The 19,565-nt window shown below is 38.3% G+C and carries 19 protein-coding genes; 2 read left to right on the forward strand and 17 right to left on the reverse strand.

What is annotated here, in order from left to right:
* Positions 1-5: 5 nt before the first annotated feature.
* The 4 genes from JL001_RS14575 to JL001_RS14590 all read right to left on the reverse strand — a co-directional run bounded on the left by JL001_RS14575 (position 6) and on the right by JL001_RS14590 (position 2,812).
* A complete protein-coding gene (locus JL001_RS14575) occupies positions 6-953 on the reverse strand; it encodes a formylglycine-generating enzyme family protein (protein ID WP_370567410.1) in 948 nt (315 codons plus the stop codon).
* A gap of 334 nt (positions 954-1,287) precedes the next feature.
* Positions 1,288-1,746: a DUF1801 domain-containing protein gene (locus tag JL001_RS14580; RefSeq protein WP_200977302.1), complete on the reverse strand. Its 459-nt coding sequence runs from the start codon at positions 1,744-1,746 to the stop codon at positions 1,288-1,290.
* 11 nt (positions 1,747-1,757) lie between these two features.
* Positions 1,758-2,177 (reverse strand): hypothetical protein, encoded by a 420-nt coding sequence (locus JL001_RS14585; RefSeq protein ID WP_200977304.1) that lies wholly within the window; start codon positions 2,175-2,177, stop codon positions 1,758-1,760.
* Positions 2,178-2,266: 89 nt separating this feature from the next.
* A complete protein-coding gene (locus JL001_RS14590; protein WP_200977306.1) occupies positions 2,267-2,812 on the reverse strand; it encodes a ferritin in 546 nt (181 codons plus the stop codon).
* A 363-nt stretch (positions 2,813-3,175) separates the two neighbouring features.
* Between JL001_RS14590 and kdsB the strand changes: the two genes are divergently transcribed.
* Entirely contained in the window at positions 3,176-3,904 is a 729-nt protein-coding gene (kdsB, locus tag JL001_RS14595) for a 3-deoxy-manno-octulosonate cytidylyltransferase (protein ID WP_200977308.1), read from the forward strand.
* A gap of 1 nt (position 3,905) precedes the next feature.
* Here kdsB and JL001_RS14600 read toward each other — a convergent pair whose 3' ends face one another.
* The 13 genes from JL001_RS14600 to JL001_RS14660 all read right to left on the reverse strand — a co-directional run bounded on the left by JL001_RS14600 (position 3,906) and on the right by JL001_RS14660 (position 16,213).
* On the reverse strand, positions 3,906-4,220 hold the full coding sequence (locus JL001_RS14600; protein ID WP_200977310.1) for a multidrug efflux SMR transporter: 315 nt from the start codon (positions 4,218-4,220) through the stop codon (positions 3,906-3,908).
* A 68-nt stretch (positions 4,221-4,288) separates the two neighbouring features.
* Entirely contained in the window at positions 4,289-4,849 is a 561-nt protein-coding gene (locus JL001_RS14605) for a Crp/Fnr family transcriptional regulator (protein ID WP_236252823.1), read from the reverse strand.
* Complete coding sequence (locus tag JL001_RS14610) at positions 4,846-5,556, reverse strand: 16S rRNA (uracil(1498)-N(3))-methyltransferase (RefSeq protein ID WP_200977312.1); 711 nt, start codon at positions 5,554-5,556, stop codon at positions 4,846-4,848. Before JL001_RS14610 ends, JL001_RS14605 begins: the two co-directional genes overlap by 4 nt.
* 203 nt (positions 5,557-5,759) lie before the next feature.
* Positions 5,760-7,484, reverse strand: coding sequence for a DEAD/DEAH box helicase (locus JL001_RS14615; RefSeq protein WP_200977314.1), 1,725 nt, complete (start codon positions 7,482-7,484; stop codon positions 5,760-5,762).
* 308 nt (positions 7,485-7,792) lie between these two features.
* Positions 7,793-9,079 (reverse strand): citrate synthase, encoded by a 1,287-nt coding sequence (locus JL001_RS14620; protein WP_200977323.1) that lies wholly within the window; start codon positions 9,077-9,079, stop codon positions 7,793-7,795.
* 312 nt (positions 9,080-9,391) lie between these two features.
* Positions 9,392-9,811 carry a BrxA/BrxB family bacilliredoxin gene (locus JL001_RS14625; protein ID WP_192011443.1) on the reverse strand — a complete coding sequence of 140 codons (420 nt, stop codon included), beginning with the start codon at positions 9,809-9,811 and terminating at the stop codon, positions 9,392-9,394.
* A 26-nt stretch (positions 9,812-9,837) separates the two neighbouring features.
* Positions 9,838-10,179 carry an SUF system Fe-S cluster assembly protein gene (locus JL001_RS14630; RefSeq protein ID WP_200977325.1) on the reverse strand — a complete coding sequence of 114 codons (342 nt, stop codon included), beginning with the start codon at positions 10,177-10,179 and terminating at the stop codon, positions 9,838-9,840.
* A 5-nt stretch (positions 10,180-10,184) separates the two neighbouring features.
* Entirely contained in the window at positions 10,185-10,616 is a 432-nt protein-coding gene (locus tag JL001_RS14635) for a SufE family protein (protein ID WP_200977327.1), read from the reverse strand.
* Entirely contained in the window at positions 10,613-11,836 is a 1,224-nt protein-coding gene (locus JL001_RS14640; RefSeq protein WP_200977329.1) for a cysteine desulfurase, read from the reverse strand. Before JL001_RS14640 ends, JL001_RS14635 begins: the two co-directional genes overlap by 4 nt.
* A 10-nt stretch (positions 11,837-11,846) precedes the next feature.
* Positions 11,847-13,133, reverse strand: a complete 1,287-nt coding sequence (gene sufD, locus JL001_RS14645) for a Fe-S cluster assembly protein SufD (protein ID WP_200977331.1) — start codon at positions 13,131-13,133, stop codon at positions 11,847-11,849.
* Between the two features lie 39 nt (positions 13,134-13,172).
* A complete protein-coding gene (gene sufC / locus JL001_RS14650) occupies positions 13,173-13,934 on the reverse strand; it encodes a Fe-S cluster assembly ATPase SufC (RefSeq protein WP_200977333.1) in 762 nt (253 codons plus the stop codon).
* Between the two features lie 98 nt (positions 13,935-14,032).
* Positions 14,033-15,478 (reverse strand): Fe-S cluster assembly protein SufB, encoded by a 1,446-nt coding sequence (gene sufB / locus JL001_RS14655; RefSeq protein ID WP_200977335.1) that lies wholly within the window; start codon positions 15,476-15,478, stop codon positions 14,033-14,035.
* A gap of 258 nt (positions 15,479-15,736) precedes the next feature.
* Positions 15,737-16,213, reverse strand: a complete 477-nt coding sequence (locus JL001_RS14660) for an Lrp/AsnC ligand binding domain-containing protein (RefSeq protein ID WP_200977337.1) — start codon at positions 16,211-16,213, stop codon at positions 15,737-15,739.
* 504 nt (positions 16,214-16,717) lie between these two features.
* Here JL001_RS14660 and JL001_RS14665 point away from each other — a divergent pair.
* Positions 16,718-19,561: a prolyl oligopeptidase family serine peptidase gene (locus JL001_RS14665; RefSeq protein WP_200977339.1), complete on the forward strand. Its 2,844-nt coding sequence runs from the start codon at positions 16,718-16,720 to the stop codon at positions 19,559-19,561.
* Positions 19,562-19,565: the final 4 nt, after the last annotated feature.

Here is a 19,565-nt window from a genome sequence, read left to right on the forward strand (position 1 = left end):
TGAAATTATTTCATGCCCAAAGCTTTATTGGGAATATCTTTAACACATCTAAAACCTACATTGGAAGTACCACTATCATAAGCATGTCCTTGTCTGGCACTAGGGCGGTAGTTTACACAGTAGTTGTCTGAGCAAAGAAAAGAACCACCCTTGATTACACGTTCTTGAGCATAAGGATTAGTAGGGTTGTAACATTGGTTCATATTGGAATCCAATACAGGGGCGCTACCGGATAGTCTTTGAAATTTGATCGCATCAAACCAATCATCAGTCATTTCCCATACGTTTCCTATAATATCATAAAGGCCGTAAGCATTGGCTGGAAAGCTCTTTACAGGCGCTGTTCCCATAAAGCCATCTTCACCTCTATTTGCGTTGGGGAATCTTCCCTGGAAGGTATTGGCCATGAATTTTCCATTCGGTCTTAGTTCTTCGCCCCAAGCATATCTTTTGTTTTGAAAGCCACTTTTAGCTGCAAATTCCCATTCTGCTTCCGTAGGAAGCCGTTTGCCAGCCCACTCCGCATAGGCTACTGCATCATCAAAGGAAACTTGCACAACAGGATGATCCCATCTTCCCTCAAGGTTTGATTCAGGTCCCTCAGGATGTCTCCAGTTAGCTCCATCAACCCATTTCCACCATTGTGAAATATCCCGAGTGTCAACAGGTTGGGAGGGAGGGAAGAATACCATCGATCCAGCTTGTAAAAGGGATTCGTCTGGCTTAGGAGTATCTGGAGGTAGCTGTTTTTTCATTTCTTCCCAATCAGGTTTTCTTTCAGCTATGGTTACATAACCCGTTGCGTCTACAAAGGCTTTGAATTCTTTGTTAGTTACTTCGGTCTCGTCCATCCAGAAACCGTCTACATGTCTTTTTACCGCAGGCTTTTCGGCAGGATAAGCTTCATCCTCATTGGTTCCCATGGAAAAATCTCCTCCGGGTATCCAAACCATTCCTGCTGGTTGGTTGTCAGGGGTTTCAGAGGATAGATCACTTTCAGAAGTAGTGATGCTTTTCTCAGTTTTTTCATTCGAGGCCTTTTCAGAACAACTAGCCATAAGAAGAACAGCTCCTGAGCATACCAGTAATTTGGGGATTGATATTTTTATTGATTGCATTGCTAAATTATCAAGTAGTTGATTTTGGAAATTAATCTTTCCACATGTTAAGTTATACTTCTGTGATTTAAATGTAAAGCTAATCAAAAAGTATTTTATAAATGGTTCAAAAGGTTTTGAAAGGCGTTAATGGTGTCATATGGAAAAGTTGTTCAAATGTTTTACCTAATCATTTATTGGAAACCCTACTTTCATATAGTTCTACCCAATCTTCTACTGATATTTTTTTAACCAATTCTCCGATAAGTTCAAAAGGTATATGTTCAGGTTTTTTGAATCTTACACAGCTTTTTCCCATGTCCAATTTGTATTTCGAATGTTTAGGGAATTCCTCAATGAACCATTTTGAAATCTCAGGGTCTGCATAGATGCCACTATGATAGAAGGCGATAAAGTTTTTTTGAGAGGCGATGCTCATAAAAGGTAGAGGTAGCTTAGGATCACAATGGTAGCCTGATGGATAAATGCTGAGTGGAACAACATAACCAATCATCCCGTAACTCATGGTTTCCTCAAAACCCTTTGGTAAGTTGTCCAATATAATTTGTCGCAATTTTGAAAATCCCGATTCCCTTTCTTTTGGAATGTTTTGAATATATTCTTCTGGATTGTTTGCTTCGATTTTCATGTTGGTTTATCTTAAGATTTTGGAAATGGCTGGGTGATTTTTTGCCTTATCATCTCTTTGATTGATGTTCCAGTGAGCATCACACAAGTAATTGATAATATTAAATATTCCAAGAAGGGGAGAAGGTGGTGTAAGAAGGATGGCCCTAGGTGGTGATGTGAGCCAAACAAGCTTAGGACAGCCATAAATAAGAAAGCTATTGTACCCAAAGCCCCACCAGCAATTCCCAGCTTGGGAGATTTAAAATGCGCCAGAAGCAAAATGGCAATAAGAAATGCTAGTAAAGCCAATAGGATATTATGAATCAGGGAGCTCTCTGGCTTATTGATTATGGATAAGTGTGAAATAGCAGCAATGAGAAGGTAAATAACAATACCAATTCTAAGAATTTTTTGGGCTGTCTTTTCAACTTTCAACAATAGGTTGATCATGGGCTTTTTTTGACAAGCTATGAAATAATCAAAAATAAAAAAAGCGGCCCAATAATTTGGGCCGCTATAAGTTTGTATTCTGATCTGGCTTAAGCATCACCAGTGCTGTCGTGCAGCTTGCCTAGCTCTTGATCAATGGTCCAAAGACCAATGCCTTCTTCTCCAATAATGTCAAATAACTCGAGCGCTCTTCTTGCTAGAGTTTCTTCTTCTCTCTGCTCAGTCACATACCATTGCATAAAGCTGAAGGTAGCAAAATCTTTTACACCAAAACAATGGTCCACAATGATATTGATAGACTTTGTTACTTGGATTTCATGCTCCAAAATCAATTGGAATATTTCCTTCAAAGAATTGAAGTGATGCTTGATCCCAGTAATTTCTGGCTGAATAGCATGGCCACCCGCTTCATTGATATAATGCAAAAGCTTCAACATATGTTGTCTTTCTTCCTCTGCGTGCTCATACAATAATTTGGCTGCGTTATCATAGCCCATCATATCGCACCATGAAGCCATTGAAAGGTAGTAAGCAGAAGACTTACCTTCCATTTCAATCTGCTTGTTGAGCATTTTTTCTGTATCGTGAAGTAAAGAACGCTGTAGCGTTACTATTTCTTTTTCCTTAGTTTTCATAATCACTTTCTTTTTATAATGATCTTATACAAACTTAACCAAATTTTTAGATAATAGGTGCCATGTTGAGGGGTGTTGACGAAATTTAGAATTAGTATAAGTTAAATTATAAAGAATAAAATTTTGTTTTAGTTTATTTAAATTAAATTAAAATAATATTATGTATTCAGCCTAAGTCCTTCTGAGATAGCTTAGGGACGGATTTTGTTTGTGTATGCAACCATTATCTGATCAATATTTTTAACGTAAAGAACAAAATAGCGTTCTAAAATCAATTTAATTGAGGAGCCTTTTCCGCCTTGGAAAGGTTCGAAATAGTTATTGTAGCCCGCTTATTTCAGTATTTTTTTATAACATTGCCGTATGAAAATAGTAGCAATGATTCCTGCCAGGTATGGAGCCACAAGGTTTCCTGGCAAACTTACTTCGGACCTTTGTGGAAAGCCTGTAATCGTGAGGACCTATTTGAGTACGGTAGCAACAGGTTTATTTGATAAGGTGATTGTAGTAACTGATCATGAGCAAATAGCTGAGCAGATTAAGGCAGAAGGTGGGGAAGTTTTTTTTAGCCAAAAAGTGCATGAAAGTGGTTCAGATAGGATTGCGGAGGCGATAGAAAACGTGGAAGCCGATGTGGTTGTTAACGTGCAAGGAGACGAACCTTTTCAGGATAAGGAGTCATTAAGTGATTTGGTGAAGGTTTTTGGGGATAAGGAAGTTCAGGTTGCTTCCATGATGCGAAAAATAGAAGATGATGTAGATGTCATAAACCCCAATTCTGTAAAGGTTGTGGTAGATAAGAAAGGCTATGCTCTCTATTTTAGCCGTTGTCCGATTCCATTTGTCAGGGATACGTTTCAGCCTTTTTATTTCAGGCATATTGGGGTGTACGCCTATACCAAAGAGATATTAATGCAGTATACTAGTTGGGAGAAAACGATGCTGGAGAAAGCAGAGATGTTGGAGCAATTGAGGCTTTTAGAGAATGGTGTTCGTATCAAAATGGTAGAAACAAAACATGAAGCTGTTGCTATAGATACCAAGGCAGACCTAGATCGTGCCATAGCTTTTTATCAGAGAAACTTTTCATGAATTAGGCGACAGCTTTTAATCCAACAATTGAACCAATTAAAAGCATAAGGAAGAAGATTCTTGGCCAGTTGGATGGTTCATGGAAGAGGAATATTCCAAGGATTACCGTACCAGCTGCACCAATTCCTGTCCATACAGCATAAGCAGTGCCCATGGGGATTGTCTTTATCGCTTGGTTTAGCAAGTAGAAACTTAAGCTAATACTGATAAAGAATAGAATAGACCATTTGAGGTTGGTGAAGTTATTGGACAATTTAAGACAAGTAGTGAAAGCTACTTCAAAGAGTCCCGCTAGAATTAATATTAGCCAAGCCATAGTTGTTTTTTTGGCAAAAATAGGCAGCTATGTATTGCGGTCTTTTTACCTATGTTAAAAAAGGGTATTTATTGTTGACTTCTGATTCTGCTGAGGGAAACTTGACTGATGCCTAAATAGGAGGCGATGTTACCCAGTGAGATTCTATTCGTTATTCCCGGATGATTTTGAATTAATTCTTCGTATCTAACGACAGCAGGTTTTGTCTGAAGGTCAATTAATCTTTTTTCAGTTTTGACCAATTCCATCTCGGTTATCTTTCTTGACCAGTTGGAGATTTCTAAATTATTATGGTTGAGTTCATTCAGGTCCTCATTAGATACTCTCCACAGCTTACATTCTTCCAAGGTGCTTATATTTTCATATCCAGGCTGTCCATATATTTTACTGTTGAAGGAGAACAAAAAGTCCATTTCGAACCCAAACCAAAAGTTAATGTCTTTTCCGTCATGATTGAGGTGGGCTTTTGCACAACCACTAAGGATTAAGTAGCTGTGTTTTGCTATTTTACCTTCATGGATAAAGGTTTTGTTTTTACCAATTGTTATAACCGTTCCTTTGGCTAATAATTGCTGGGTTGAATCTTGGGAGAGCCCAAAATTCCCAAGCAAAATTTCTTCCGCTCTCAAGATGGGTAGTTTTTCAGTCTCAAGGTATGCACAGCGGCCAATCCTGCTGTTTCGGTCCTCAAACGTGAGCTACCAAGGCTGCATGCCTTAAAACCATTATCAAATGCCGTATTGATTTCTTCTTCTGAAAAATCTCCTTCAGGTCCAATTAGAACTAAATAGGATTGCTTACAGTCGGCCAAATCATAAAGATGCTTTTGGTTGTTTTGATCAACATAGGCAATGAATTTTTGACTTTGAGTAGTTTTATTTTTATCTATTAATTCTTGGAAAGTAATAATTGGGTTGATTGTTGGAACTCTTGTCTTGAGGCTTTGTTTGCAGGCTGCAATCATTTTTTTCTCCAAGCGGTCTGGTTTGAGAAATGCCCTTTCCGAGTTTTGAGTTTTTATGAAAGTCAGTTCATGAAATCCAATTTCCGTGATCTTCTCCAACATCCATTCAATCCGGTCATTGTTTTTGGTAGGAGCAATAGCCAAATGAATGTGGAAATTGTCCTCAGGGTGTTTTTCCTGCTTGATAATGTTCAATACAGTGGATTTGAGAGAGATACTTTCTATTATGCAAGTAAAAAGTTCCCCATCTCCATTGGTGATATGGATTTCATCCCCAACAGATTTTCTAAGTACTTTGCTCAAGTGTTTTGATTCATCCTGGGCTAAAGTGATTTTGTCTCCTTTTATATTTTTCTGGAAAAATAACTGCATAAGAAAATGGTGTTTCGTAAATGCAAAGATAGTAATGGCTTTTGTATGCTAAAACCAGTTGCAGGTGAACTTGTTCTTAATTCTCAAGAGTAAATAGGGGTAGTATTATCTCTTGATTATTCCTTTTTACACTGCTCACCAACAAAAAAAGCGTAAACCAATGGGTTCACGCTTTTAATAACCTTAATTAACCTTTATATAATTTAACCTTTAGAAAGTTCCATGTTAACAGGCTTACCTTTTATGGTGTTGCTCTTCATTACATTGATGACATGAGCCGCATCTTTTGAAGGTACATCTACAAATGAGAAGTTGTCAAAGATGTCGATACCACCAATTTGACGGCCTGGAATTCCAGTTTCTCCAGCAATAGCACCTACAATATCATTTGGTCTGATTCTGTCTTTTTTACCAAGGTTCAAGAAAAGTCTAGACATATTGGCATCTCTGCTTCCTTTTTCTCTAGCACCTCTTCTTCCGCCTCTTTCGCCGCCACGCTCGAATCTGTCTCTACCGCCTTTTCTACCACCTTTGTCAAAACGATCTCTACCTCTTCCGCCTCGTTCACCTCTTTCGCCACGTTCTCTTCCAAGGTTTAGATCAAAGTTCATTTCAGCCAACTCTTCAATAGAATTACCCATTTGAAGTTTAACCAAACCTAAAGCGATTTCGTCCATAGTCAACCCTTCAGCAAGAAGTTGACCTAGAGCAGATTCAAATACTTGGTTGTCTTCTTCTTTTGAAATAGAAGTAGTGACATCCTTTACCAATTGATCCTTTTTCTGATCGATCATTTCTGATACAGAAGGAGGAGTCATTTTGGTTAAGCTGGTTTTGATATATCTTTCAAGGTCTTTTAACCTGAAAATGTCTTTTCTTCCAGTGATAAAAGAGATGGCCATTCCAGAACGTCCGGCTCTACCTGTTCTACCGATTCTGTGTACATAGTATTCTTCGTCCAATGGTAGGTCATAGTTAAACACAACCTCAACATTGTCCACATCAATACCTCTTGCAGCTACGTCTGTAGCTACTAGTACAGAACAATGTCCTTTTCGGAACTTGTTCATTACTTTGTCTCTTTGCGCTTGAGAAAGGTCTCCGTGCAAAGCTTCTGCAGTAATACCTCTAGCTATCAAACCTTCGGTAACTTCGTCTGTTACTCTTTTGGTGTTACAAAAGACCACTCCTAAATTAAACTGATGAACATTGATCAATCGGGTGATCAATTCCATTTTAAGGCTTGGCTTTACTTCGTAATATACTTGAGATATGTTTTCTACAGTAAGTTCCTTTTTGACAATCTTAACGATCTCAGGCTCTGTTTGGTACTTTTTAGTCAAGTCCATGATTGGCTTGGCCATAGTAGCAGAGAAGAAGATGGTTTGACGATCTTCAGGCATTTGGTTCAATACCGTTTCGATATCATCCCTGAAGCCCATGTCTAGCATTTCATCTGCTTCATCCAAAACGATGGTCCTAACTGTTTCCAGTTTAAGGTTGCCACGTTTCATGTGGTCCATTACACGACCTGGAGTTCCAACGATGATTTGTACACCTTTCTTAAGGGTTCTGATCTGACGATCGATAGATTCACCACCGTAAATAGCAGTGCTGAATACCCCCTTTTTGTGCTTGGCCAATTTGAAGATTTCGCCTTCTACTTGAACCGCCAATTCCCTTGTTGGACAAAGAATCAAGGCCTGAGGCTTGTTGCTGCTTGGGTCAACCATATCAACAATTGGAATACCAAATGAAGCAGTTTTACCCGTTCCAGTTTGCGCCTGACCGATTACATCGCGGCCTTCAAGCATCAAAGGGATAGATTGTGATTGAATTGGGGAAGGTTGGGTATAGCCCATATCTTCCACTGCCTGAAGAATTTCTGCTGAAATTCCCAGGTCCGAAAATAAGATTTCGTTTTCCATGAAATTTTCCTTACTCCTGTGCCCTGATTTCCTTTAATACATCCCAAAAGCGACCGAGTAAGGAACTCACGACTCAGAAAAGTTCTGTTAATAATTGAGCTGCAAAGGTATGAATAAAAATTGGTTGTGACAAATATTGGGATAATATTTGTAGAATAATTTCTATTAAAAAGAGAAATAGATAAAAAATAATTTGGTTTAATAGCGTTATTAATCCGTTTGACTGAGATTTTGTATAGCCTAAATTTTAAAGAAAAAAAAGCGGGATGGCTACATCCCGCTTTTTAATTAATTGGTTTTTAATTGAATTATCTATCATTCATTGAGGCATAGGATCTTTCATTGGCGCCAGTATAAACTTGTCTTGGTCTACCAATAGGCTCATTATTTTCTCTCATTTCTTTCCATTGTGCTATCCAACCTGGAAGTCTACCTAAAGCAAACATTACCGTGAACATATCTGTAGGGATACCCAATGCTCTGTAAATAATGCCAGAGTAGAAGTCTACATTTGGATATAGTTTTCTGTCCACAAAGTATTGGTCATTCAAAGCTGCTTCTTCCAATTCCTTAGCAATATCTAAGACTGGATCGTTAACACCCAATTTGCCCAAAACATCATCAGCTGCTTTTTTGATGATTTTAGCTCTTGGGTCAAAGTTTTTGTAAACCCTATGTCCAAAGCCCATTAGTCTAAATGGATCATTTTTGTCCTTGGCTTTGTCAAGGTATCTCTTAGTGTCACCACCGTCAGCTTTAATAGCTTCTAGCATTTCAATCACGGATTGGTTAGCACCACCGTGAAGAGGTCCCCAAAGTGCATTGATACCTGCCGAAATAGAGGCATAGATACTAGCTTGGGAAGAGCCTACTATTCTTACGGTAGAAGTAGAGCAGTTTTGCTCATGATCTGCGTGAAGAATTAGCAATTGATCAAGTGCTTTTGCAATAACAGGGTCTACCTCATACTGTTCTGAAGGTAGCGCAAACATCATGTGCAGGAAGTTAGAGCAGTAATCCAGCTTGTTATCAGGGTAGTTAACTGGATGGCCCATTTTGTTTTTATAAGCCCAAGCAGCGAAAGTTGGCATTTTGGCCATTAGTCTAACGATGCTCATTTTGATTTCCTCTTCAGTTCTGTTTGGATCCAAAGAAGTAGGGTAGAAGGCAGTTAAAGAACAAATAAGGGAAGAAAGAACTCCCATAGGGTGAGCCACAGAAGGGAAACCATCAAGCATTTTCTTGATGTCTTCATGCACTAATGTATGGTAAGTGATTTCTTGCTTAAATTGATCGTATTGCTCTTGAGTGGGAAGTTCACCATAAATCAAAAGATAAGAAACTTCTAAAAAGTTGGATTTGGCGGCCAGATCTTCGATGTTATAACCTCTGTACCTTAAGATACCTTTTTCACCATCCAAGAAGGTGATAGCACTTTTGGTAGAACCTGTGTTTTTGAAACCAGGGTCTAAAGTAATTAATCCAGACTGACCTCTTAGTTTGGCAATTTCTATTGCCTTTTCATTTTCAGTACCTTCTGTTACTGGTAATTCATATTCTTTACCATCGAAGGATAACTTAGCTATTTCAGACATAAGTTTTTTATTTATCTATTTATGGTTTTGTTCTATTACAAAATCGTTTTTGGCGGCCTTAAGTTAATAAAAAGACACCTTATAATCACAATGAACGGCATGATTTGAATTATTTATAATAAGTATTATTACTTAATTTTTAGAAGGATGATTTTGTTGCACTGAATTTGCGCAATTATCAAATTTATCTTTCTATTTAGTTCAAATCTTATGGTACTGAAACCATTCATTGCAAAATAAAATCCCGTAATTAGGGAGTGGTAATTTTTAAAGGTAGAAATAAAAAATAGCCCTTATAAGGGCTATTTTTTATTATTTGCAAAAGTGCTCGAAAACTTCTACCAAATGTTCACCGATCATTTGGGCATTTCTTCCTTCAATATGGTGTCTTTCGATGAAGTGTACCAATTCACCATCTTTAAACAGCGCCATGGCTGGAGAAGATGGAGGGTAAGGAAGGCAGTGTTCTCTGACTTTGTTTACTGCTTCTGTGTCGTTTCCTGCAAAGACTGTAGCCATGGTCGTTGGACGGGCATCAGTTTTGTCCATGGCATATTTTACACCAGGTCTAGCGGCACCTGCAGCACATCCACATACAGAGTTAACCACGATGAATGTGGTTCCTTTATGGTCTTTAAGATGATTATCTACATCATCTGCTGTTTTGAATTCTTGAAAACCAACCTCGGTCAATTCAGCACGCATTGGTGCTACTAATTCTTCAGGGTACATATATTTTCTATTTAATTATTTTACAATTACATAAATCCAAGTTCCAACTTAGCTGCTTCGGACATCATGTCCTGAGAGTAAGGAGGATCAAAAGTCAGCTCAACTTCCACATCGTTTACACCTTGTATTTGTTGAATTCTGTCTTTCACCTCAGAGGGAATAGATTCTGCAGAAGGACAGTTGGGTGAAGTCAGGGTCATCAGTACATAAACATTGTTCACTGGATAGACACTGATTTCATAGATCAAGCCTAGTTCATAAACATCGACAGGAATCTCAGGGTCATAAACCAACTTGATGGCTTGAACCACTTTGTCCCTTAGATCGGGAACATTGACACCTGCTTTTTCTTTAGTTTCTTCAGCCATAAAATCTATACGTTTAATTTTGATTGATAGGCTATTGCATACAGCTTCATTTGCTTGATCATGGCAGCCAAACCATTGGATCTTTGGGAGCCGATAATATTGCCCATCCCAATTTTCTCAATGAAATAAAGCTCGGCATCAATGATCTCTTTAGGACTTCTATCGGAAAGCACTCGAATCAAAAGACTGATCAAGCCTTTGGTAATGTCCGTATTGGAATCAGCTTTAAAGACGACTTTTCCGTCCTCCTCTTCAGTGGTAAGCCATACTTTTGACTGACATCCTTTGATCAAATTTTCATCCAATCTGGCCTCTTCAGGATAATCAGCTAGTTTGTTGCCCAATTCCATAATGTAAAATATGGTGGATTCCCGGTCTCCTTCCAGAATAGAAAATTCGTCTATGATTTCTTCTTGAACTTGCTTTATATCAGTCATTTATTCTTTAGTTTGGCTATCTTGCTGACACTCTCAATAAGCCTTTCTATTTCTTCTTTGGTGTTATAAACAGAAAATGATGCTCGAACAGTTCCCTCAATTTCAAAGCGATTCATCAATGGTTGGGTACAATGATGTCCTGTCCTTACCGCAATGCCCGAAGCATCTAGCATCATGCCCACATCAAAAGGGTGCATATGCTCGATAAGAAAGGATAGCACACTGACTTTCTTGCTGGCAGTCCCGACAGGTATAAAGCCTTTTATTCGGGAAAGTTGCTCAGCTGCATACTCAAGCAGATTTTCTTCGTGCTTTCTGATATTTTCTTTTCCTAATTTGTTTACAAATTCTATGGCCTTTTGAAAGGCAATGACATCCGCAATATTAGGTGTGCCCGCTTCAAATTTAAAAGGGATTTCATTGTAAGTGGTTTTTTCAAAGGTAACTTCTTTGATCATCTCACCACCGCCCTGATAAGGAGGCATGGACTCTAAAACTTCTCTCTTGCCATATAAAACCCCAAGACCTGTAGGTCCATATATTTTATGGGCTGACATGACAAAGAAATCACAGTTTAAGGCTTGGACATCAATATCCAAATGGGCTGAAGATTGAGCGCCATCAATCAAAACCTTTGCTCCTACAGCATGGGATTTATTGATGATTTCCTCAATGGGGTTAATGGTACCCAAAGCGTTTGATGCGTGCACTACAGAGACCAACTTGGTTTTGTTGGTCAGTAGTTTATCAAACTCATCCATAAGGAGTTCTCCCTTTTCATTGATGGGAATTACCTTTAGGATGGCCCCTTTTTCTTCACAGAGCATTTGCCAAGGCACTATATTGGAATGGTGTTCTAGAGTTGAAATGATAATCTCATCACCTTCCTTGATGAATTTCCGCCCAAAAGTAGAGGCCACAAGGTTGATCCCTTCTGTAGTCCCTTTGGTGAAAATGACCTCTTCTTCCTCAGCTGCATTTAGAAAGTCTTTGACAAGACCTCTTGTTCTTTCATAAGCCCTGGTTGCCCTGTCGGCTAGGGTATGAGCGCCTCTATGAATGTTTGAATTGTCGTGGGTGTAATAGGCAGACAATGCCTCCAGTACCTCTTTTGGTTTTTGGGTAGTGGCAGCATTGTCCATATAAATTAGGGGCTTTCCGTTGACTTCTTGGTCTAGTACAGGAAATTGCTCCCGGATATTTTGGATGTTCAACGTCATGAAAGGTGTTTTATAGTTTCCCTAATCTTTCCTGAACGAGTGTTATGCAATATTCTTTGAAAGCATCTATTTTGATATGATCCATGATTTCACCAGCAAAAGCATAAAGCAATAAACCCTTGGCTTGATCTTTACCAATTCCTCTGGCTTGCAGGTAGAAAAGGGCTTCCTCATCTAACTGTCCAGTAGTACAGCCATGAGAGCATTTCACATCATCCGCCCAAATCTCCAATTGTGGCTTGGTATTGATGATAGCATCATCAGAAAGCAAGATGTTATTGTTTTGCTGGAAAGCATTGGTCTTTTGCGCATCTTGTCTTACAAAGATTTTTCCGTTGAAAACTCCTCTGGATTTTTCAGCTAGGATACCTTTGTAAAGCTCATTGGAATCTGCGTGCGGCATGGTATGGTCCACATTGGTGTGGTTGTCCACATGGGTCTTACCATCCAATAAATAAAGGCCGTACATGTTTCCTTCGCAGCCACTGTCAAGAAGGTTCAAGCTCAGGTTGTTTCTGATCATGTCACCTTTCAATGAAAGCGTTACAGAGGTGAAAGTAGCATCTCTGTGAATGTCAGACTCAAAGTTGTTTGCTTCAATAGCAGTAGTGCTTTCATTTTGAATTTTATAATAATTCAAATGAGCATTTTCTCCTACTTTTACCTCGGTTACACCGTTTAGAAAGTATGCGTCGTTATTTAAGCTGATTACTTTTTCAATAAAGGTGGCTTCAGCATTTGATTCACCTTGAATATATATTCTCGGAGAAATTACTTGGCCTTTATTTGCCTGGTTAAAGTTGAGGATAAGTATCGGCTTTTCTACTACTTTACCTTTGGCAACATGTATATAAATACCATCTTGAAAAGAGGCCGTATTGAGTGCAGTGAAAGGGTCTTTGCTTACCTTGGCAATGGAACCTATTTTACTGACTTCTTCTTCAGAGAGAGACTCAAGAGTCTTAATACTATAATTTTCCTCAGTGTATGAAGAAAGTTCTTTATCGAAGTTTCCATTATTGAAAACCAAGTAGTCTGCTTCCAGATCAGGAATTAATTCAGTTTTTACAACTTCAGCAGAAAGGTCGATCTGGGTAGCTGAAGTTAAGTTGGTCAAGCTTTCCAACTTTTTGCTTAGCGGAGTAAATTTATACTCTTCCGCTTTTGGAGCAGGAAGTCCCTCTTTTTGCAAGAATTCAACTGCTTGCTGCTTTATATCTGAGAATTTTTCAGAAGTAGCTTTGGCAATGATTTCCAAGAAGGAGTCCGTAATTTTATTTTTAGTAAGTGTAGTCATCAATTAAGAAATAAGATGGTTTGACAATGGAAACGGATATTAGACAGAAGCACTGTCTACATCTTCTTTGATCCAGTCATATCCTTTTTCTTCAAGCTCTAAAGCAAGTTCTTTAGAACCAGATTTTACTATTTTACCTTTGTAAAGTACGTGTACATAATCAGGTACAATATAATCTAACAGACGCTGGTAGTGCGTTACCACAATGGTGGCATTATCAGGAGACTTCAATTGATTTACGCCGTTGGAAACGATTCTTAAGGCATCAATGTCCAATCCAGAATCTGTTTCGTCAAGAATGGATAGGCTTGGCTCAAGCATGGCCATTTGGAAAATCTCATTTCTCTTCTTCTCTCCACCAGAGAAACCTTCGTTTAAGGCTCTGCTCATTAGTTTTTGGTCTATTTCAACCAATTTCATTTTTTCCTTCATTAAAGAAAGAAACTTTACGGCATCCAATGCTTCTTGTCCTCTGTATTCCCTTACTTGGTTTACAGCTGTTCTCAAGAAATTGGTAGTACTTACTCCAGGGATTTCAACCGGGTACTGGAATGCCAAAAACACACCTTCTCTGGCTCTGTCTTCTGGGTTGAGGTCCAAAAGGTCCTTCCCGTTGAACAAAACTTCTCCTTCAGTCACTTCATACTCTTCTCTACCTGCCAATACAGAAGCCAAAGTTGATTTGCCTGAACCGTTAGGCCCCATGATGGCATGCACTTCTCCTGCTTTGATTTCAAGGTTGATTCCTTTAAGAATAGGAGTTCCTTCAATAGATGCGTGTAAATTTTTTATGGATAACATGATTTGTACTATTTCTTTTCTGTTTTCGGTAATAAGGGGCTATGAGGTACCTTAAAAGATTCCTTAGCCTAATCATCATAATCGTTGATGGAGGGGGATTATCCCACGCTGCCTTCTAAAGTAAGAGCCAATAGCTTTTGAGCTTCTACAGCAAATTCCATTGGAAGTTGGTTCAATACTTCTTTGGCATATCCATTAACGATCAAAGCCACTGCATCTTCGGTGTCAATACCTCTTTGGTTACAATAGAAGATTTGGTCTTCGCCGATCTTAGAAGTTGTAGCTTCGTGCTCAACTTTTGCAGATGGGTTTTGGATATCGATGTAGGGGAAAGTGTGTGCACCACATCTGTCTCCCATTAGTAAGGAATCACATTGGGAGAAGTTTCGGGCGTTTTGAGCACGCTTCATGACTTGAACCTGTCCTCTGTACGAATTTTGGGATTTACCAGCAGAGATACCTTTAGAGACAATTCTGGACTTGGTGTTCTTACCAATATGGATCATTTTGGTACCAGTGTCCGCTTGCTGATAATTGTTGGTTACCGCTACTGAATAAAATTCTCCTATTGAGTTATCTCCCTTAAGGATACAGGAAGGATATTTCCAAGTCACAGCCGAACCGGTCTCAACTTGGGTCCAAGAAATTTTTGAATTATCTCCTGCACAAATACCTCGTTTGGTTACAAAATTATAGATACCACCTTTTCCGTTTTTATCTCCTGGGAACCAGTTTTGAACGGTTGAGTATTTTACTTCAGCATTTGTGGCAGCATAGATTTCTACTACCGCAGCGTGCAATTGGTTTTCATCTCTTTGTGGAGCAGTACATCCTTCCAAGTAAGAAACATATGACTCATCTTCAGCAACGATCAATGTTCTTTCAAATTGACCTGTGTTGGCCGCATTGATTCGGAAGTAGGTTGAAAGCTCCATTGGGCATCTTACTCCCTTTGGAATATAGCAGAAAGACCCGTCGGAGAAGACAGCAGAATTAAGTGCTGCATAGTAGTTGTCTGTCATAGGAACAACAGAGCCTAGGTATTTCTTTACCAATTCAGGGTGCTCCTGAACGGCCTCACTGAATGAGCAGAAAATAATGCCTAGTTTACTCAATGTCTCTTTGAAGGTTGTTCCAACAGAAACTGAGTCCAAAACGGCATCTACAGCAATACCTTGTAATTTCTTTTGCTCATTCAAGCTGATCCCTAATCTTTCATAAATTTGAAGCAATTCAGGATCCACTTCGTCTAAGCTTTTAGGCTTGGACTTTTGCTTAGGAGCGGAATAATATTTAAGTTTTTGAAAATCTACTTTTGGGTAATGAACGTTTGCCCACTCAGGTTCGGTCATATTTTCCCAAGTATTGAAAGCCTTTAGCCTCCAATCCAATAGCCATTGTGGCTCTTCTTTTTTAGCAGATATCCAACGGATAATTTCTTCATTCAAACCGGCTGGGGCCTCATCAGCTTCAAAATCAACAGACCAACCGTGTTCATATTCTTTCGAGGTGAACTCCTCTAAAATTTGATTGTCTTTGCTCATAAACCGAGTTATTTAGACTAATTACATTTTGTAGCGCAAAGATATAACATTAATCTAAATTTTTATGTTCAGAAGGAATGAAAATTCTCTATGGAGAATAGAAAAAATCAATGTATTTGGCTAAAAAACAAAACTTTATTCAACCAGAAGCGAATTTCAATCGCTTCTGGTTGTCTTTAAAAAGTTTAATATAAACTCGGAATAATCAAGAAATAAATTTATTTAGATTTAATCCAAATAACTAGCTTATTGACTTGTTTATTTAGAATCTTGTTCAAAAAGCTGTATAGGTCGATTTATACTTTCTTCAAGTACAATAAGTGTTTCTGTTCTATCTATCCCGTCTACTTTTTGAATTTTATTCAATACGTCTCTTAAGTGATTAGTGTCCTTACAAATTATTTTTGCAAATATGCTGTAATTTCCTGTTGTATAATAGGCGTTAATCACTTCCGAAATTTCCTTTAGCATCTCAATCACGTTGTCGTAGAGAGAACTTTTTTCCAAGTAAATGCCCAAATAAGCGGAGATATCATAACCTAATTTTGAAAAATCAATGTTGAGCGTTGCACTTTTGACAATGCCCATATCTTCCAATTTTCGCATTCTGACATGGACAGTACCCGAGGAAACATATACCTTCTTGGCGATTTCCGTATAGGGTGTTTTGGCATCTTCATTTAGCAATGAGATGATCTTTAAATCAACATTGTCAATATCTAAATTTTTATCCATTATTTATTTATTTGGTTATTGTTATTTGAATAAAGATGCATTTAAATTGTTGAATTGTCAAAATTTATGGTAACATTTTTTTTGATTTGCAAAATAACAAAAAATGTATTTACTTTGGGATTACATTGTGAATGGGAATAAAAATTTTGAAGTGCATCAATAACTTTAAAATATATTTCGGTTTTATAACAAAACTCATTCATTTTCAATGGTTTTAAAAAAGAAACTTTTAATCTCTAAAGTTATATTTGGGTTTATATTCTGAAAAGGGTCTTGCTACTGGCAAGACTTTTTTGTTTTTAGGGCTCGTGTTTTTCCGGTTTTTTGAAAAGAAAAGGGCTAGAAAAGCTTCTTTTGGATAGAAAACAACAACAAGGAATTTTTTGGTATCAAAAAAATGCAACTTAAAGTTAATTACTACCATTGATCCAAGAAATGCTAATTTCTAATGGAGATATAATTAATTTTCCTACTTCAATCAATTTTGATAAATGCCCTAAATATATGATTAGATTAAAAGCTATACTTTTTTTGCTGTTGCTTAGTTTTTCTGCCTTTGCTCAGCAAAAAAGATCACTGACACATGACGATTATGATGGATGGGAATCCATATCTTCTACTATCATCACTCCAGATGGCCATTGGGTTGGTTATGGGGTCGGTCCTCAAGAGGGAGATGCCAAAGCCATATTTGTTAATCATGACAATGCTTCTTTAAGGTATCAAGTACCTAGAGCGGGCAATATTACTTTTTCAAACGATGGTAAATGGGCTGTTGGTAAAATTGAAGCACAGCAGGATTCCATCAGGAAGCTGAAGCTTAAAGGGAAGAAATCAAAGGACTTCCCAAAAGACAGTCTTTTTATTTTGTCATTGGCTGATGGCAACATCGAAAAATTAACTCGAATAAAATCATTCCAGACCCCCAAAAAAGAAGGTAACTGGTTGGCTGTCCATTTTGAGAAAGAAGATAAAAAGAAAAAGCCTGAGGATAAGTCCGAAAATGACAGTACGGCCAAGTCAGCAACTGACAAAAAAGAGGCTAAGAAAAAAGAACTAAAAACGGACGGTACTCAACTTTTGGTAAGAAGCTTTGATGGGAAAATAACCCATGTAATAGAAAGAGTAGAAAAGTATGGCTTCTCTGAAATGGGTGAATACCTTTATTTTATTCAGGCCACTCAAGATACTTTGGACAATGCCACTGTTGGTTTATTAAGTTTAAAAGATGGTAAGCAAACGGTATTGGATTCAGGAATGACTAAATACACAGATGTAGCTTTTTCCAAGGACCTCAAGCATTTTGCTTATGTGGCAAGTGGAGATTCATTGAAGTCTAAAAAGCCCTATTACCAATTGTATTTAAATGTAATTGGAAAAGATGGCGTTACTAAAATAGTTGATCAGTCGACTGAAGGTATTTTGGAAAATGGGGTTGTTTCAAAAAGCGGTAACCTTAGATTTTCGGAAGATGGAGAAAGGTTGTTTTTTGGCGTTGCAGAAGACTACAAGACATATGCTTACGAAGAGGATTCTACCATCTTGGACGAGGAAAGGGTTTCCTTGGATATTTGGGGTTGGCAAGACAATGATCTTCAGCCAATGCAACTGAAAAATAAGAATAGAGAAGCCAACAAAACCTTTTTGGCAGTTTATCATCTTAAACCTGGAAAACTGGTTCAGTTGGGTGATGAGAAAATAGATAATATTAACCTTGATAAGGACGCCAGGTACAAAGTAGCGGTAGCTACTGATGATAATCCTTACAGAATAAATTTTAGCTGGGATACTCAGATAGGTAGAGATGTTTACCTCATTGATCTTGAAAACGGTGACAGAAAGCTAGTAGCGAAAGATGTAACAGGCTACCCAAGTCTTTCTCCTGCTGGAAAATATATCAATTGGTACAGCTACACAGACAGCACCTACATAGCTTATGACATAACGTCGGGTAAGTTGATTGATCTCACTGGAGCTATTTCAGATGATTTTTATGATCAGTTGCATGACACGCCAAGCATGCCAAGAGGGTATGGTAGTGCAGGATGGACGAAAGATGACAAGGCATTTATTGTTTATAGCCAATATGATATTTGGAAGGTTGACCCTAGTGGTAAGAAAGAGCCTGTGAACATCACAAAAGGGTTGGGCAAAAAAGAGAGCACTAGTTTCAGACGTGAAGTATTGGACAGAGAAGAGGAATATATTAACCCAAAGGCTCCGTTAATTTTGAGTGCGTTTAATGATCGTAATAAGAAAAGTGGATATTATATCGGAGATATAGAAGGGAAAGAAATCCCTGAAATGTTGGTCTTTACAGATCATCGTTACTATGGCTTAGAGAAAGCCAAGGATGCTGATAAGGTGATCGTAAGAAGATCTACATTCCAGGAATATCCTGATGTTTATGCTACGGACATGGCATTGACGAATCTAGTTCAACTTTCCCATGCTAATGCCCAGCAAGAGAATATCAAATGGGGAACGGTGGAACTGACCGAATACATGACTTTGAAAGGTGATTCCCTTCAAGGCTTGATATATAAGCCAGAAGATTTTGATGCTAATCAAAAGTATCCGATGATGGTTTATTTCTATGAGCGTAGATCAGATAGCTATCATAATTATATTACTCCAGCGCCAAGTGCTTCCACGATCAATATCGCTTATTTTGTGAGTAATGGCTATGTAGTATTTGTGCCAGATATTAAATATGATATTGGTCATCCGGGTAAAAGTGCTTACGACTGTATTATTCCGGGAGTTCAGTCTGTAGTGGCTCAAGGATATGTGGATGAAAATAATATGGCCATTCAGGGTCAAAGTTGGGGAGGTTATCAGGTTGCCTATTTGGTTACACAAACTGACATGTTCAAAGCAGCAGGAGCAGGTGCTCCGGTAGCCAACATGACTTCAGCTTATGGAGGGATTCGATGGGGATCGGGAATGAGTCGTATGTTCCAGTATGAACACACACAGTCTAGAATAGGAGGGACACTATGGGAGAAACCTATGGAGTATATAGAAAATTCTCCTTTGTTTTTTGCAGATCAGGTAAATACACCGGTATTGATCATGCACAATGATGAAGATGGAGCCGTTCCATGGTATCAAGGTATTGAATTCTTTATGTCATTGAAACGTAATAGAACTCCGGCATGGCTATTAGTGTACAATGGGGAAGACCATAACTTGCGCCAAAGAAAAAACAGGAAGGATCTATCCATCAGGCTTTCTCAGTTTTTTGACCACTACTTAAAAGGTGAGCCTGCTCCACTTTGGATGACTGAAGGAATTCCAGCAGTGGAAAAAGGGAAGACACTTAAATACGACCTCTCAGAAGAATAAAAAA

Origin of the sequence: Echinicola sp. 20G, assembly GCF_015533855.1 — a bacterium.
Classification (GTDB): Bacteria; Bacteroidota; Bacteroidia; order Cytophagales; family Cyclobacteriaceae; genus Echinicola.

Excerpts from the sequence above, each read along its gene's own strand:
- JL001_RS14575 (WP_370567410.1), bottom strand. The coding sequence starts at position 953 with ATGGTTTGGATACCCGGAGGAGATTTTTCCATGGGAACCAATGAGGAT.
- JL001_RS14580 (WP_200977302.1), bottom strand. The coding sequence starts at position 1,746 with ATGAAAATCGAAGCAAACAATCCAGAAGAATATATTCAAAACATTCCA.
- JL001_RS14585 (WP_200977304.1), bottom strand. The coding sequence starts at position 2,177 with ATGATCAACCTATTGTTGAAAGTTGAAAAGACAGCCCAAAAAATTCTT.
- JL001_RS14590 (WP_200977306.1), bottom strand. The coding sequence starts at position 2,812 with ATGAAAACTAAGGAAAAAGAAATAGTAACGCTACAGCGTTCTTTACTT.
- kdsB (WP_200977308.1), top strand. The coding sequence starts at position 3,176 with ATGAAAATAGTAGCAATGATTCCTGCCAGGTATGGAGCCACAAGGTTT.
- JL001_RS14600 (WP_200977310.1), bottom strand. The coding sequence starts at position 4,220 with ATGGCTTGGCTAATATTAATTCTAGCGGGACTCTTTGAAGTAGCTTTC.
- JL001_RS14610 (WP_200977312.1), bottom strand. The coding sequence starts at position 5,556 with ATGCAGTTATTTTTCCAGAAAAATATAAAAGGAGACAAAATCACTTTA.
- JL001_RS14615 (WP_200977314.1), bottom strand. The coding sequence starts at position 7,484 with ATGGAAAACGAAATCTTATTTTCGGACCTGGGAATTTCAGCAGAAATT.
- JL001_RS14620 (WP_200977323.1), bottom strand. The coding sequence starts at position 9,079 with ATGTCTGAAATAGCTAAGTTATCCTTCGATGGTAAAGAATATGAATTA.
- JL001_RS14625 (WP_192011443.1), bottom strand. The coding sequence starts at position 9,811 with ATGTACCCTGAAGAATTAGTAGCACCAATGCGTGCTGAATTGACCGAG.
- JL001_RS14630 (WP_200977325.1), bottom strand. The coding sequence starts at position 10,179 with ATGGCTGAAGAAACTAAAGAAAAAGCAGGTGTCAATGTTCCCGATCTA.
- JL001_RS14635 (WP_200977327.1), bottom strand. The coding sequence starts at position 10,616 with ATGACTGATATAAAGCAAGTTCAAGAAGAAATCATAGACGAATTTTCT.
- JL001_RS14640 (WP_200977329.1), bottom strand. The coding sequence starts at position 11,836 with ATGACGTTGAACATCCAAAATATCCGGGAGCAATTTCCTGTACTAGAC.
- sufD (WP_200977331.1), bottom strand. The coding sequence starts at position 13,133 with ATGACTACACTTACTAAAAATAAAATTACGGACTCCTTCTTGGAAATC.
- sufC (WP_200977333.1), bottom strand. The coding sequence starts at position 13,934 with ATGTTATCCATAAAAAATTTACACGCATCTATTGAAGGAACTCCTATT.
- sufB (WP_200977335.1), bottom strand. The coding sequence starts at position 15,478 with ATGAGCAAAGACAATCAAATTTTAGAGGAGTTCACCTCGAAAGAATAT.
- JL001_RS14660 (WP_200977337.1), bottom strand. The coding sequence starts at position 16,213 with ATGGATAAAAATTTAGATATTGACAATGTTGATTTAAAGATCATCTCA.
- JL001_RS14665 (WP_200977339.1), top strand. The coding sequence starts at position 16,718 with ATGATTAGATTAAAAGCTATACTTTTTTTGCTGTTGCTTAGTTTTTCT.